The organism is Citricoccus zhacaiensis, assembly GCF_014645315.1.
Lineage (GTDB): Bacteria > Actinomycetota > Actinomycetes > Actinomycetales > Micrococcaceae > Citricoccus > Citricoccus zhacaiensis.
This window is the reverse complement of the sequence record NZ_BMLQ01000004.1, coordinates 230,792-245,083: the sequence shown is the minus strand read 5'-3', so window position 1 is coordinate 245,083 and position 14,292 is coordinate 230,792. Positions and strand designations below refer to the sequence as shown.

General features: G+C 66.9%; 15 protein-coding genes. 6 read left to right on the top strand and 9 right to left on the bottom strand.

All coding sequences use genetic code 11. From position 1 onward, the window contains the following. Positions 1-185 precede the first annotated feature (185 nt). Positions 186-2,264 (bottom strand): KAP family P-loop NTPase fold protein, encoded by a 2,079-nt coding sequence (locus tag IEX49_RS08435; RefSeq protein ID WP_188805715.1) that lies wholly within the window; start codon positions 2,262-2,264, stop codon positions 186-188. Positions 2,265-2,594: 330 nt separating this feature from the next. On the opposite strand from IEX49_RS08435, the gene IEX49_RS08430 reads away from it, so the two are divergent. The 4 genes from IEX49_RS08430 to IEX49_RS08415 all read left to right on the top strand — a co-directional run bounded on the left by IEX49_RS08430 (position 2,595) and on the right by IEX49_RS08415 (position 6,555). Continuing rightward, entirely contained in the window at positions 2,595-2,987 is a 393-nt protein-coding gene (locus IEX49_RS08430; RefSeq protein ID WP_096255885.1) for a VOC family protein, read from the top strand. A 230-nt stretch (positions 2,988-3,217) separates the two neighbouring features. Beyond that, positions 3,218-3,517 (top strand): HigA family addiction module antitoxin, encoded by a 300-nt coding sequence (locus tag IEX49_RS08425; RefSeq protein WP_188805714.1) that lies wholly within the window; start codon positions 3,218-3,220, stop codon positions 3,515-3,517. Positions 3,518-3,891: 374 nt separating this feature from the next. Further along, positions 3,892-4,815: an NADP-dependent oxidoreductase gene (locus tag IEX49_RS08420; RefSeq protein WP_229672432.1), complete on the top strand. Its 924-nt coding sequence runs from the start codon at positions 3,892-3,894 to the stop codon at positions 4,813-4,815. An 84-nt stretch (positions 4,816-4,899) separates the two neighbouring features. Continuing rightward, positions 4,900-6,555: an ABC-F family ATP-binding cassette domain-containing protein gene (locus IEX49_RS08415; RefSeq protein ID WP_188805713.1), complete on the top strand. Its 1,656-nt coding sequence runs from the start codon at positions 4,900-4,902 to the stop codon at positions 6,553-6,555. A gap of 28 nt (positions 6,556-6,583) precedes the next feature. Here the strand turns inward: IEX49_RS08415 and IEX49_RS08410 are convergent, their stop codons facing one another. From IEX49_RS08410 to IEX49_RS08400, 3 genes are all read right to left on the bottom strand, one after another. Then, positions 6,584-7,210 carry a M23 family metallopeptidase gene (locus IEX49_RS08410; RefSeq protein WP_188805712.1) on the bottom strand — a complete coding sequence of 209 codons (627 nt, stop codon included), beginning with the start codon at positions 7,208-7,210 and terminating at the stop codon, positions 6,584-6,586. Positions 7,211-7,260: 50 nt separating this feature from the next. Further along, positions 7,261-7,701, bottom strand: a complete 441-nt coding sequence (gene arfB, locus IEX49_RS08405) for an alternative ribosome rescue aminoacyl-tRNA hydrolase ArfB (protein ID WP_188805711.1) — start codon at positions 7,699-7,701, stop codon at positions 7,261-7,263. Positions 7,702-7,807: 106 nt separating this feature from the next. Then, a complete protein-coding gene (locus tag IEX49_RS08400) occupies positions 7,808-8,383 on the bottom strand; it encodes a 1-acyl-sn-glycerol-3-phosphate acyltransferase (protein WP_188805710.1) in 576 nt (191 codons plus the stop codon). Between the two features lie 145 nt (positions 8,384-8,528). Between IEX49_RS08400 and IEX49_RS08395 the strand changes: the two genes are divergently transcribed. Together IEX49_RS08395 and IEX49_RS08390 are read left to right on the top strand one after the other, a co-directional pair. Further along, positions 8,529-8,849 carry a 4a-hydroxytetrahydrobiopterin dehydratase gene (locus tag IEX49_RS08395; protein ID WP_188805709.1) on the top strand — a complete coding sequence of 107 codons (321 nt, stop codon included), beginning with the start codon at positions 8,529-8,531 and terminating at the stop codon, positions 8,847-8,849. After that, a complete protein-coding gene (locus IEX49_RS08390; protein ID WP_188805708.1) occupies positions 8,842-9,705 on the top strand; it encodes a Vgb family protein in 864 nt (287 codons plus the stop codon). Before IEX49_RS08395 ends, IEX49_RS08390 begins: the two co-directional genes overlap by 8 nt. Here the strand turns inward: IEX49_RS08390 and IEX49_RS08385 are convergent. From IEX49_RS08385 to IEX49_RS08365, 5 genes are read right to left on the bottom strand one after another with little or no spacing between them, the layout of a single operon-like run. Continuing rightward, positions 9,693-9,902, bottom strand: a complete 210-nt coding sequence (locus IEX49_RS08385) for a dodecin (protein WP_188805707.1) — start codon at positions 9,900-9,902, stop codon at positions 9,693-9,695. The two genes, IEX49_RS08390 and IEX49_RS08385, sit on opposite strands and share 13 nt — an antisense overlap. Positions 9,903-9,955: 53 nt before the next feature. Continuing rightward, positions 9,956-11,116, bottom strand: a complete 1,161-nt coding sequence (locus IEX49_RS08380; RefSeq protein ID WP_188805706.1) for a cysteine desulfurase family protein — start codon at positions 11,114-11,116, stop codon at positions 9,956-9,958. Next, positions 11,113-12,039, bottom strand: a complete 927-nt coding sequence (gene nadC, locus IEX49_RS08375) for a carboxylating nicotinate-nucleotide diphosphorylase (protein ID WP_188805705.1) — start codon at positions 12,037-12,039, stop codon at positions 11,113-11,115. The genes IEX49_RS08380 and nadC overlap by 4 nt, the downstream gene beginning before the upstream one ends. Continuing rightward, entirely contained in the window at positions 12,036-13,415 is a 1,380-nt protein-coding gene (gene nadA / locus IEX49_RS08370; RefSeq protein ID WP_229672431.1) for a quinolinate synthase NadA, read from the bottom strand. Before nadA ends, nadC begins: the two co-directional genes overlap by 4 nt. Further along, positions 13,412-14,179, bottom strand: a complete 768-nt coding sequence (locus tag IEX49_RS08365) for an NUDIX hydrolase (RefSeq protein WP_188805704.1) — start codon at positions 14,177-14,179, stop codon at positions 13,412-13,414. The genes nadA and IEX49_RS08365 overlap by 4 nt, the downstream gene beginning before the upstream one ends. Between the last annotated feature and the right edge of the window lie 113 nt (positions 14,180-14,292).

The following is a 14,292-nucleotide window of genomic DNA, read 5'->3' as shown; positions in this document are numbered from 1 at the left end:
GCCGGTATCACCGAGGCAGGCCGTGGACTGGTGTCAGGGGCTGCTCAAGGAATGGTCCAGATAGTCCTACGTGCGGCGACGTGGTGGAATTTAGATTTAATGTCTAACTATCGCCCAGCCTGACTTCTGATTCGATAGCTTGGGTTAACGGCCAGAGAAAGGCTGATCCCGTCGTTGTGTGTTGTCTAGAAGCTCTCCGGCCGCCAGCCCGATAGGTATTTGTCCGCGAGTTGAAGAACATTGTCGTCACCCAGGTTCTTGCGCACGTTGTTCAGGACCTCTTCGATTGTGGCTTCAGATTCGAATAGCTCGACGAGAAGCTCCCAAGCGAGACGGTCTTCAGATCTGACCTGTCGAGAGCCCATCGATTGTGATCGCGCAGTGGACATAAGTGAGTGCAGTACCGCTCGTAGCAGAACAGGATTGTCATTCGACGTCAGAGGTGCTTCGCCTGTTGCTGTATGGACGGCATCGTAGATGCGCCAGGCATCCCACTCGCGTGACGGCTCGGCTGGTGAGGTTCGCTGGAGTCGTGCAACAAATTCCTCATGGATCCGCGCTGCGAACGCTTCACTGACGAGTTTGTGCCCCACGCCTTCGCGATAGCCCACGCTGTGGATGAAATTGAGCTGGGATGAATACGTTTCGATGCCGTCGAGGATTCGTGAGACCAAGCCCTCTCGCTCTGCCTCATCCTCCACGCGGCGGAGGAGTCGAAGGACAACGCGGCCAACGGTGATCTCACGGCGTCCGATGTCGAAGAAGCCTCGCTCCTTCTTCTCGGGAATGGCGTCGATGAGGTTCAGAAGAGTGATTGATCCTGGGACGACCATCTCGGTCGTGAATTTTGCTTCGTATGAGGTGAGTCCTTCGAGGACGGTTTCGAGCTGTTCAGGGTCCAATGCGGTTAGGTATCCCTTGAGCGCTACTCCGTCGCTGAGAAACGTAAAGGCTTGCTCGGAGCTTCGGAACGTGACGAGTTCGTCTGGTGCGACTCGATCGAAATAGAGGTTGAGGAAGTCGATGTGGGCCATACGGTGTGCGGTTCGCCATACGCTCAACCAGTCAGATCCATAGTGATTGTTCTCGATGTATTGCAGCGCGACCGGGAATACACGATGAAAGAGCGCCCGAATCACGTCGTCGTCATCAGGAAACTTAGCGAGCAGTGCAGCAATGGTCTTCTGCGCCCGTTCGTCCTTGCGTCCCATGATCTCGCGTGTGCTCGTGAGCTCATTTCGAAGCTTCGATAGCCGTTGGACGAGTTCAGGACGGAAGACGCGAAGTGCCTCCATTGCGAGAAGATCGACCAGATCGACTTCATCGCCGAGACTCTTGATCGTCGACCTGGCGGAGATCGCGTAGCGCGTGACATCGCGCATGTTGGAGAACAGCGGATCGATCACTTCCCAATAGACGTCACTCCATCGGCGGTCGTCGAGGGTGGCGTTCGCGACGGGGGTGAGGATGCGATCTAGTTCTTCGAAAACCTGGGACCGCAGAAGCTTCTCTGGCGCATGCGGAACATCGAAGCTCAACTGGACAATCTTCTCGAGGTACGCCCGTCCGGGGATTCCGTCTTCGGTGAGGGCCTGTTCCACACGTTCTCTGTCAAAAGCCAACACGTAAACAATATTTGGGAAGCTCGCCGTCAAACGGACGAGTTTGAAGATCTCGCGGATCTCGAGAGTGGTGAGACGGTCGATGTCGTCGATGACGACCACGATAGGTTGCGCGAGTGAGACGAGCTCCTTCGTGATCTCTTCCCGCACCTTCTTCGCGCTGCGCTCTGCGTCCGTTGTCGCAGCCAGTCCTCCGAGCGCGGCTGCGGCGACTTCGCCTACGGCCGCTGCGCCCGGAAACGGAACGAACTGAGACACAGGTTTGAGGATGTTGGCGTACTGAGCGAGCCAGTCTGCAGTCTTCCCGAAGCGGCTCTTGCTGAGAACGTTGAGCTCCGCTGCGATCTCAGTGAAGAAGAAGTTGACGAGCTGGTTCGAGCCGGAGAACATCCAAGGGTTGAAGTCGACGACAGTGAGGGCGGGCACAACCGAAAACTGTTCACGCATCAGGTTGATGAATGAGCTCTTTCCGTGCCCCCAAGGTCCCAATATGCCCACGACGAGTCCCTGGCTGGCGTTGAGTTCTCGAATCGACTCCGCGAAGTCGTGCGCGACCGGTGCACGCCCAAGGTCATCTTCGTCCGAGGAGGTGATCGGCGCGTCGGTCGGAGGTCTCTCTTGGCTGCGATCGGCGCTGTTCATAGCGCTATCTAAGCACTGCTGCCGTGAATCGTGCGGAAGCACTTGGCGCGCAATCTTCTAGCCGATGCAAGCCTCTCACTACCGGGCTGTGCCGCCGGAACGTGCCGGACGATCTGGAGTCTCTTTTAGATGGCTATATGTGCCGGAACTCGGTGGAATTTCGTTTTGCCGTATAACCTCTGGTTGCGCGTGGTGTCATGCGCTTCCTCTGCGTTTGGTCACCGCGTTGCTGCCCTTGTCCATGACCTCCCGGGTCCGCTCGTGTCGGTGGACAGCTGGATGACGACCCTGCGAGCCGATCCGCGAGACGCGTTGCCATACGATTGAGCGGTGACGACTCCTATACGCCGCGAGATCGGCCAAGTCTTCATCCCGGTGCGGGACATCCACCGCTCTGCCGACTGGTACGGCAGGCTGCTCGGTGCGGAGGTGTCCCTGCCTTCGCATGACGACACGATCGTCGACGTCCCGATGGAACCGGGCCCCGGCCTTGCTCTGGACGCGAACGCGCCGTTCACGCCGGACGGTCCGCCACGCTTCTTCTGGTGGGCCGATGACCTCGGCGCAGTCGTGGCGCATTTGCGCGATCTCGGGGCCGAACTCGCCTCGGACGTCGTCGACATCGGGAGCGTGGCCTTCGTCCAGTTCCGGGATCCTGACGGGAACCTGCTCATGGTGTGCGCTCGAACGGAGGGCGACGAGTCCGCTCACACCGTTGTCTGACCGCCGGTGCGCGAAGGCGCGGCTCATCAGTGCTGGCCCGCACAACGACAGTGGCGGAAGAGATTGCTCGGTGTCGGAATGGGGTGGAGTTCCGCTTCAACGTCTAACCTCAGCTCGCTGGGCGTTTCGCCCCTGGGTTGTCGATGAACGACCAGTGGCGGATCTGCTTCCGTTGGACGGATGCCGGTGCTGATGGCGTCGAGATTGTTGACTACCACCGAGGAGGGATGATGTCCGAGAAGCTCTACCCGCCGATCCATCCGGGTGAGGTCCTGATGGACGACTTCATCGAGGGGTTCGGCATCACGCAGAACAAGCTCGCGGTGTCGATCGGTGTGCCGCCGCGACGCATCAACGAGATCGTGCACGGCCAGCGGGCCATCACGGCTGACACGGCGCTGCGATTGGGTCGGTATTTCGCTGTGGAGCCGCAGTTCTGGCTCAACCTGCAGACACGGTATGAGCTGGAGCTCGCGGAGGATCGTGTCGCCGAGCAGGTCGCCGCGATCACGCCGCTGAGGGTGGCGTGACCGGCTCCTACGACGTGCTGAGCGAGCAGTAACAGGCCATCCGAGGGTCGGCCGACGGCATGGCGGCCCTGAGGTGAGCGCTGGACTACGCTGCTGAGTTCTCTGCCGCCGATGAGTCCCACTCCGAGCTCGACGAGGACGGCAACGTGGTCATCCACGCGGGCCCCTGATGCCGTCGATGCCGGCTATTTGGTGCACTCGCACGTGATCATGGTCCGCGTCGCACTCACTGTGCCACGCGTCATCGAACGCGTGCGCAGGGCCGGCATGCCGTGCCGAAACAGAAGATCCGTGACGGGTACGAGCGCAGAACTGAGCCATGGCTCGTGGCGGGTTCCGGAATACGCCCGCGGCCCAGGACTGTTGCACCGGGCATGAAAGCAATGACCTATGCGAAGTACGGCGACGAGAACGTCCTGGAACTGATCGAGCGCCCCGAGGCCAAGGTCGGCCCGAGCCAGATCCTGGTGCGGGTGACCCGCTCCTCGGTGAACCCGGTGGACTGGAAGGTCATGGCCGGCGGTCTGGACGAGATGCTGGAGACGAAGTTCCCCGCCATCCCCGGATGGGATGTAGCCGGGACCGTGGAGAAGGTCGGTCCGGACACCCCGGAGTTCTCCGTCGGGGACCGTGTGGCCGCGTATGCACGGAAGATGGTCAATGAGGGCGGGACCAGTGCGGAATTCGTGACGATCCCGGTGGAGTTCGCCGCCAGGATCCCGGAGGGCGTTTCGGACGACGTCGCTGCCGCGCTGCCCCTCACCGGGCTGACGGCCCGGCGTGCCGTCAACGCCCTGGATCTCACGGACCAGGACACCGTCCTGCTGCACGCGGCCTCCGGTGGCGTCGGCTACCTCGCCTCACAGCTGGCCGTCCGCACCGGCGCGACGGTGCTGGGCACCTGCTCACCCGAGAACTTCGAGAAGCTGCGCCACATCGGGGTCGTCCCGCTGGAATACGGTGATGGGCTGGTCGATCGCGTGCGGGACGCCGCGCCGAAGGGCGTGGACGCCGTGGCTGACTTCGTCGGTGGAGTGCTGGAGAGCACCCTGTCGGTCTTGAATGACGGCGGCCGGCACGTCTCGATCGCCGATCCGGCCGTCCTGGAGCACGGCGGGCGGTGGCTGTGGGTCCGGCCCGATGGGGCCGGCCTGACCGAGCTGTTGAGCCTGGTGCAGGCCGGGGATCTCACGGTGGACATTGACCGGACCCTGCCCCTGGAGCAGCTGCCCGAGGCCTACCGCCTCAGCCGCGAGGGTGAGGCCCAAGGCAAGATCGTCATCCGCGTCCAGGACTGAACGTCGACCACCGCACGTGGTGGACACTGGAGGTGGCGTTGCCTTCCCGGCCGCTCGGCAGCCGCCTTCACAAAGGAGTCATGAATGACCGCAACACTGGTGGCTACGGGCCTGGCCGGCGGCTATGGCCACCGCACGCTCTTCGACTCGCTGGACCTGACCGTCGCCCCCGGTGACGTGGTCGGGGTGGTGGGCGCGAACGGGGCCGGAAAGTCGACATTGCTGAAGCTGCTCGCCGGCGTGCACCAGCCGCAGGCGGGAACCGTGGCCCTGGCCCCGGGCGATGCGTTCGTCGGGTGGCTGCCCCAGGAGCATGAGCGGGTGGTCGGCGAGACCGTTGCCGACTACATCGCCCGCCGCACCGGTTGCGCCGAGGCGACTCGGGAGATGGACGCGGCGGCCGAGGCCCTCGCAGACCCGGCGGCAGCCGAGGTGGCCGCGGAGACGTACTCTTCGGCGCTGGACCGCTGGCTGGCCAGCGGCGCGGCCGACCTGGACGAGCGGCTTCCCCTGGTGCTGGCGGACCTCGGACTCGACCTCGGTGATGCCCCGGCCGAGCAGGCATTGATGACCTCTTTGTCTGGAGGCCAGGCCGCCCGCGTCGGCCTGGCCGCCCTGCTGCTGTCCCGCTTCGACATCGTGCTGCTGGACGAGCCGACCAACGACCTCGACCTGGACGGACTGGAACGGCTCGAGGCCTTCGTGCGCGGACTCCGCGGCGGCGTGGTCCTGGTCAGTCACGACCGCGAGTTCCTGGCGCGCAGCGTGACCCGGGTGCTCGAGCTCGATCTGGCGCAGAACTCGAACCGCGTGTACGGCGGCGGGTACGACTCCTACCTGGAGGAGCGCGCGACCATCCGCCGGCATCTGCGGGAGCAGTACGAGGAGTTCGCCGGCCAGAAGGCCGACCTTGTCTCGCGTGCCAGGACCCAGCGGGAGTGGTCGAGCCAAGGCGTGCGCAATGCGATGCGGAAGGCGCCGGACAATGACAAGATCCGGCGCAAGGCCTCCACAGAATCCAGTGAGAAGCAGGCCCAGAAGGTGCGGCAGATGGAGAGCCGGATCGCGCGGCTCGAGGAGGTCGCGGAACCGCGCAAGGAGTGGAGGCTCGAGTTCACCATCGGTGCGGCGCCCCGCTCGAGCTCCGTGGTCTCGACGCTCAGTGCGGCGGTGTTCCGGCAGGGGACCTTCGCGCTCGGGCCGGTCTCGCTCCAGGTGAATGCGGGGGAGCGCATCGGCATCACCGGGCCGAACGGTGCCGGGAAGTCGACGCTGCTGCGCGGACTGCTCGGCCGTCAACAGCCGGAGGAAGGATCCGCGAGCCTGGGGGCGAGTGTGCGGATCGGGGAGATCGATCAGGCCCGTTCCCTGCTGGCGGGATCCCTGCCGCTCGCGGCCACCTTCGAGGCGCTTGTCCCGGACCAGTCTGCCGCGGAGGTGCGAACGCTCTTGGCCAAGTTCGGGTTGCGGGCCGAGCATGTGAACCGCCCGGTGGACGATCTCTCGCCGGGGGAACGCACGCGTGCCGGGCTGGCCCTGCTTCAGGCGCGCGGGGTCAACCTGCTGGTGCTCGATGAGCCGACGAACCACCTGGACCTGGAGGCCATCGAGCAGCTCGAGCAGGCCCTCGAGTCCTACGACGGCGCGCTGCTGCTGGTCACGCACGACCGGAGGATGCTCTCCACGGTCCGGACCGACCGACGGTGGAACGTGGACGTAGGCCGTGTCACGGAACGCTGACCGCCACGCTATAACCCCTACCTGAGGCTCACTGGCCAGCGTCCACGATTTCACCATTGCGGGGGAGGCTGCCGTGGAACGAGATCGGCACGGCCGTGGCGCGGCTGATGTCCCGCCCGTCCACGGCGTGGACGTGTACGTGCGGTTCGGTGCTGTTCCCGGAGTTCCCGCACTGTCCGAGAGCCTCTCCCCGCCTGACGGGCTGTCCCAGCCTGACCACAGGACTGCCCTGCTGGAGATGACAGAGCACGACGACGGCCACCTCGCCGTCGGCTCCACGCGTCTCGATGAGCACGTGGTTGCCGCTCAACCCCAGCCACCCGGCCGCCAGCCGCCGCCGTTGGGTCATGGCGTACCCGACCGACGGAAGACCTCGATGGGAACGGTGGTCCGGCTCGTCACCGTGCACGCCGATCACGACGCCGTCGACCGGGGCCGTGAGCGGGCGGCCGAACCCAGGGAAGACCGCGGCCGGTTCCGGTCGCAGGAACGATGTGAGCGTGTATGGGGCTGAGCGGCCGGCGTCGTCCACCGGGACGAAATCGATCGCGTGGGAGAGGCCGAACAGCGGGGTGCCGTGGCTCGGCACCCGATTTGCCGGGCTGTTCTGCACCAGCCACCGGCCGGTGAAGGGATAGTCGAGATCGAGTGGCACGGTCTCGGATGCTCCTTTCCAGGAGTGGACGCCTCAACAAGGTTGGATGATCAATCGCGGTCGGGGCGCCTGCGGCGGCGCTTGGTCTCGGCGCGCTGGCGTTTGGCCTCGATCCGGCGCCGCTGTGAGCCTCGGGTGGGCCGGGTCAGCTTCCGTGCGATCGCCGGGACCAGGGCCTCGCGGAGCAGTGTAGCGAGGCGTTGCCGTGCTGCCGTGCGGTTGCGCCGCTGGGAACGGTGTTCCGCCGCGCTGATGGTGAGGACGGTGCCCGTGAGCTTCCCGGCGAGCCGGTCGAGGGCACGCTCGCGCTGGACCTCGTTCAGGGCCGTCGTCGTGGCCAGGTCCAGGCTGAGCTGTACCCGGGAGTCGGTGGTGTTGACGCCCTGGCCGCCGGGGCCGGAGGCATGGGAGAACTGCTCGAGCAGCTCTCCCGCCGGCACGGTGAGGCCGCGGGGCGCGCCGGGGCCTGGGGGCACATGCAGATCGTCCACACCACGAGTGTGCCGGATCGAGGCCCTGGGCGCTGCCACGCGGGGCGAGTTGGGGAGAGCCGGGGAGAGTCGAGGCGAGAGATCCGGCGAGACCGCGTCCTGGTGGTCAGTCGGTCTCGTCCTCCTCGCGCAGCCGCGGTTCCACGCGCAGATCGGGGTGGAATCCGGTTTTGTCCGCGTAGAAGGTGCGGATGCGGTCCATGTCGGTGCCAATGTTCCCGGTCAGCTCCAAGGTCGGTCCTAGGCCGGTGGTCTTCGTGGTGCGATCCACGAAGCCGAGGGTCACCGGCATTCCCGTCTCGAGGGCGATGCGGTAGAAACCAGACTTCCAGTGCGTATGCGCCCCTCGGGTGCCGTCCGGAGTGACCACCAGGCCGAAAACCTCCCCGGACTGCACCCGTTCGACCATCTCGGAGACGACGCGGCCGGGATCAGCACGGTCCACGGGGATGCCGCCGAGGGTGCGCATGATCGGGCCGCGCCATCCGTGGAACAGGCTCTTCTTCCCGAGCCAGCGCAGGTCGATGCCCAGCTGCCAAGTGATGGCGAGCATGAACGCGAAGTCCGAGTTGGAAGTGTGCGGCGCGCCGATGAGTACGGTGGGTCGGTCGGGCGCGGGCTCGGAGACCAGCTTCCAGCGGCTGAACGTCCAGAACGCACGGGCGGTGAGGCGTTGGAGCATTCCCTCACGGTAAGGCACTCACCTGGTGCCGCGGCTACCGAGAGGCCCGGGCTGGCGCTGCCGCTGCCACCAGTGCTCCGGCCGATGACCGGCCGATGAGCGGTTAGAGGTAGATCTCAACCTGGGCCGGCGGCAGGATGGGTTCATGAGTGATCCGAAGCAGAAGCTGACCCCGTCCGAGATCTCCGACGCCGGCCTCACCGGCTGGCGCCAGGTGGAGGAGACCCTGACGGTGCGGTTCGCCACCAAGCGATTCACCACCGGCCTGGAATTCGTGAACCGAATCGGTGCCTCCGCGGAGGACGCCAACCACCATCCGGACCTGACCCTCACCTATCCCGAGGTGGCCGTGACGCTGTCCAGCCACGACGTCGGCGGCATCACCAGCCGGGACATCGACCTCGCGCGCATCATCAGCGATCACGCCGCAGAGTTGGGCGTCACAGCCACACCGGACCATGACTGAACGGTCTCACCGGATGGCCCGGTCACCGACCATCGTCGAACACCGCATCACCGGTACCGGAGACGAGCCCTACGACGTTGCGGTGACCGGCGATGGTGCAGTCTGGATCACCCTGATATCCGGGCGCGCCGTCCTGCGGCGCACGGTGGACGGCGCCATCAGCAGGATCCCACTGGGGGAGGCATCACGACCGGCCCTCTGCGCCACGGCCTCCAAGGACTCTGTATGGGTGACGGACACCGCGGGCGGCCGCCTCATACAGATCGGTCCGGAGGGTGTCCGGAGAGCGGTCTTCGTGCCCACGCCCGACGCCGGCCTGTTCGGCGTCGCAGTCACCATCGCGGGGGCTGTTTGGTTCACCGAGATGCAGGCCGACTCGATCGGTTGCCTTCATCCCGACGGCACCGTCACCGAGATCCCGTCGGGACCTGCCGGCGGGATGCCATCGATGATCGCGTCGTCCGGGGACGAGATCGTGTTCACCCTCAACCAGGGCAATGCCATCGGTCGGCTCCCGGCCGGAGGAGATGCCGTCGAGGCCTTCGACCTGCCCACTGACGCTGCCGGTCCCGTGGGCATCACGGTGGGGCTCCACCCAGCTCGGACACATCGCTCAGGACGGCGCGATGATCCTGATCGACTTGCCGACGCCGGGAAGCGAACCACACGGGCTGGCTGTGGCCGCGGACCGTACCGTGTGGGCGGCCTTGGAGGCAGGGCTCCTGGCCGAGGTGCGGCCCTAGTCAGGTACGCCCTGGCTGCGACCGGAGCCTTTGTCGCCGGACCGGCCACGCACGCCTGTACAGCCTTCACGGCACGGCCTTTCCTGGTGGAGTCCCGGTATCAGCCCTCGTGACGGAAACCGATCTTGACGGTGACTTGCCAGTCGGCGACTTTGCCGTCCGAGAGGTGACCGCGTACCGACTGGACCTCGAACCAGTCGAGGTTCCGCAGGGTCTTGCCGGCCTCCGTGACGGCATTGGTGACGGCGGTGTCGATGCTGTCGGGGGAGGTGCCGACGAGCTCGGTCACGTTGTACACGTTGTTGGCCAAGGTGTTCTCCGTTCATCACTCCCGAGCCGGGGTGGCCCGTGGTGTCGGTCACGCTACGGGAGGCTCATCCCGGCCGGAAAGGCCTGACGGATGGCCGCCACGGACTCGATCACCGCCCGGGCGGCCCCCTCGACTTCGGCCTCCGTGGTCTCGGGCCCGAAGGTGAACCGCACGGAGGTCCGGGCGAGATCGTCCGCTAGGCCCAGGGCTGTCAGGACGTGGGAGGGCTCGTCTGAACCGGCCGCGCAGGCTGAACCAGAGGAGCAGAGGATGCCCCGGCGTTCCAGTTCCAGCAAGACGGCTTCGCCGCCGGTCCCGTCGAAGACGAAGGACGCCGACGCCGGTAGTCGGCGTTCCGCATGACCGGTCAGCTGGGCGCCGGGTACCTGGCCCAGCACAGTGGACGTGAACCTGGTGCGGAGTTCAGTCAGCCGTGCGGAGACCGCCTCCCGTTCGGTCTCGGCTGCGGCGAGCGCGGCGGCCAGGGCCACGGCTCCGGGCACGTTCTCCGTGCCGCTGCGCCGGCCCCGTTCCTGGCCACCGCCGTGCAGCACCGGCTCCAGGGGGAACCGCCCGCGGACCCAGAGCAGGCCGATGCCCTTGGGGGCGCCGAGCTTGTGCCCAGACAGGCTGAGGGCGTCGACGCCGAGTGCAGCCACGTTGAGGGACAGCCACCCGGCGGCCTGGACGGCGTCGGTGTGGAAGGGCACCCCGGCCGCCCGTGTCACCCGCGCCAGGTCGGCCAGTGGCTGCACGGTGCCGATCTCGTTGTTGGCGTACTGCACGGACACCAGGGTGGTGTCCGGTCGGATCAGTCCGGCCAGCTCGTCGGCGGACACCAGGCCGTCCCGATCGGGCGTGAGGAACTCGACCTCGAAGCCGTGGAGGCGGGCGAGGTGGTCGGCGGAGGCCAGGACGGCCTCGTGCTCGAGCGAACTGGTGATGAGGTGACGACCGCGGGGACGTCCGAGGGCGATTCCCTTGACGGCCAGGTTGTCCGCCTCTGTCCCGCTGCCGGTGAAGACCAGATCACCGGCCCGGACCCCCAGGGCCTGGGCGACGGAGGCCCGGGCCGCCTCCAGCCCCGCGGCGGCCGCCTCGCCCACCGAGTGATGGCTGGAGGGGTTGCCGAACTGCCCCGTCAGATACGGCCACATGGCCTCCAACGCCTCCCGGCGCACCGGCGTGGTGGCGGCATGGTCTGCATAGATCATGGCGCGGTGGCCGGCTCGGGCGCGGTCTCATCGGGGAGGCGAGCCTCGGCGGTCACGGGTCCCACCGAAGCAGCCACCGAGGCGACGTCCAGTCCCAGGTCCAGGGATCGGACCGAGTGCGTCAGGGCGCCGACAGAGATGACATCCACCCCGGTGGCCGCGATCCCGGCCACGGTGTTCAGATCCACGCCGCCGCTGGCCTCCACGAGGGCTGCGCCGCCGATCAAGGCCACGCCCTGACGCAACTCGTCGAGGGTGAAATTGTCCAGCATCACGGTGTCCACCCCGGCCGCGAGGACGGACGGGATCTGGTCCAGGCGATCCACCTCGACCTCCACATGGGCGGTGTGTGGAAGGCGGGCACGCATCTGTACCAGCGCCTCAGTGACGGACAGCCCGGCCCCGGCCACCGCCGCCAGGTGATTGTCCTTGACCATGACCGCGTCCGAGAGCGTCGTGCGGTGGTTGCGCCCGCCGCCGTCGCGCACGGCCTGACGCTCCAGCAGACGCAGTCCGGGGGTGGTCTTGCGGGTATCCACGATCCGCGCCCCGGTACCGGCCGCGGCGGCCACGAACTGGGCTGTCTGCGTGGCGATGCCGGACATGCGCTGCACGAAATTCAGTCCGATCCGTTCGGCCCGGAGGACGCCGCGCGCCGGACCGGAGACCTCGGCCAGTACCGCACCGGACTCGAAGCGCTCGCCGTCGGCGGCCAGCAGGTGGACTCGGATCCGGGGATCGACGAGCCGGAAGGCCGCGGCGAACACCTCGGATCCACTGAACACGCCCGGCTCGCGGGCCATCAACCGGGCATCGAGCATGGCTTCCGCCGGGATGAGGGCCTCGGACGTCAGGTCACCCCAGGGGGCGTCCTCGTCGAGCGCGGCGGTGACGAGGGCGTCGATGTGCCGGAGATCCGTCATCGGGCCGCCCCGGCCGGAACCACGGACAGCATCCGTTCCAGGGCCAGGCGGGCCGGGTCAGCCACGTCCTCGGACACGGTGATCTGGTTGACGACCTCCCCCTCCAGGAGTGATTCCAGGGCCCAGGCCAGGTAGCCGGGATGGATGCGGTACATGGTGGAGCACGGGCAGATCACCGGGTCCAGGCAGAAGATCGTGTGCTGCGGGTACTGCGCGGCGAGCCGCTGGACCAGGTTGATCTCCGTGCCGATGGCGAAGGTGGACCCGGCCGGAGCCGCCTCGATGGCCTTGACGATGAAGTCCGTGGAACCCGAGGAATCAGCGGCGTCCACCACCGGCATGGGACATTCCGGGTGCACCATCACGTGGACGTCGGGGAAATCGGCCCGGGCCTTCTCGATCTGGGCGACGGTGAAGCGCTTGTGGACCGAGCAGAAGCCGTGCCACAACAGCACTGAGGCCCGCATCAACTCGTCCTCGGTGCTGCCGCCCAGTGGTTTGCGCGGATTCCACAGGGGCATCTGCTCCAGGGGGATGCCCATCGCCTTCGCGGTGTTGCGGCCGAGGTGCTGGTCCGGGAAGAACAGCACGCGCTGGCCGCGTTCGAAGGCCCACTCCAGCACCTGTGCCGCGTTCGAGGACGTGCAGACGATCCCACCATGACGGCCCACGAAGCCCTTGAGCGCCGCGGACGAGTTCATGTAGGTCACCGGGATGACCGGCGCCCTGCCATCGGCGTCCGGCGCGGTCCCGTAGATCTCCTCGAGCTGCTCCCAGCAGTCCGTGACGGAGTCCAGGTCGGCCATGTCCGCCATGGAGCAGCCCGCGGCGAGGTTCGGCAGGATCACGGACTGTTCGGGAGTGGAGAGCAGGTCGGCGGTCTCGGCCATGAAGTGCACGCCGCAGAAGACGATCGCCTCGGCCTGGGGGCGGGTGCGGGCGGCCTTGGCCAACTGGAAGGAGTCGCCCACGAAATCTGCGTGTGCCACCACTTCGTCACGCTGGTAGAAGTGGCCCAACACCACCACGCGGTCGCCGAGGTCGGCCTTGGCCGCGCGGATGCGCTCGTGCAGTTCGGCCTCAGAGGCCTCGGTGTACGACGCCGGCAGCGCACCCTGGCGCGGTGCGGCACCGGGGATGGGATCGTCTTGCGAGGCCCCCGGGCCGTAGCCGGGCTCGGGCAGTGCTCCGGCGGGGCCGGCGTCGAGCATCCAGGGTGCGGAGTCCAATGCGGGCGCACAGGAGGACCCGCTGGCGGAACCGGCGGCGATGAGCTTCAGGGTCCGGTCCACGGAGGCGTCGATCGGAGTCCCGTCTGAGGGAGACGCCTCTGCGGGGGAGTGCTGGAGGACGGTGGCGGTGGGATGGGCCGTCATGGTCGGACCCTTTCTGCGGTGGGATTCTCGGATTGGGCGTCACGGTGCCGGGTGGCGTGCGTCTGGTTGCGATAGCGGTAGAGCTTGGGTGGCCGGTGCGGGGTGCCGGCCATCAGCTCACCGGTGGCCACGATCTCGGGGGAGGCAGCCATGGAGCGGCGGAAGTTCGCGGCGTCGAGCTCCTGTCCGAGCACGGCCTCGTGGACGGACCGGAGCTGGGAGAGGGTGAAGGTCTCGCCGAGGAAGGAGTGGGCGATGTGCGCATACTCGACCTTGGTGCGCAGGCGCTCCAGGGCGTAGTCCACGATCGCGTTGTGATCGAAAGCGAGCCGGGGCAGCCGGTCGGCGCGGAACCACCGGACGTTCTCCCCGGGGGCCGCCTGTTCCACCTCGTCCGTGCGGACCAGGGCGGAATAGACCACGGTCACCACGCGGCCGGTGGGCGAGCGGTCCACCCCGCCGAAGGTATAGAGCTGCTCCAGGTAGCTGGGATGCAGCCCCGTCGTCTCGCCCAGGGTGCGGGCCGCGGCCGACTCCAGCTCCTCGCCTCCCGGAAGCCACCCCCCGGGCAGGGCCCAACGGTCCAGATGCGGTTCACGCGTGCGCAGCACGAACGGAGTCCACAATGATGGCGTGGAACCAGTGGCATCGCCTTCCGGCCGCAGGGCGAAGATGACGGTGGACACAGCGATCGCCGGGGGCGCTCCCTGCGGCCCCGATCCCTGAGATCCGTGCGATCCCGGAGGCTCCCGCTCCTGCACCATGGCGACACCCCTTCTGGTCGACCTGACTTTAAGTTCCGTCACATCTTAGGGTCGAAGCGACTGAAAGGGAAGAGGGGTGGCTCCTGACGTGGGGCCTGACATCGACTAGGGTG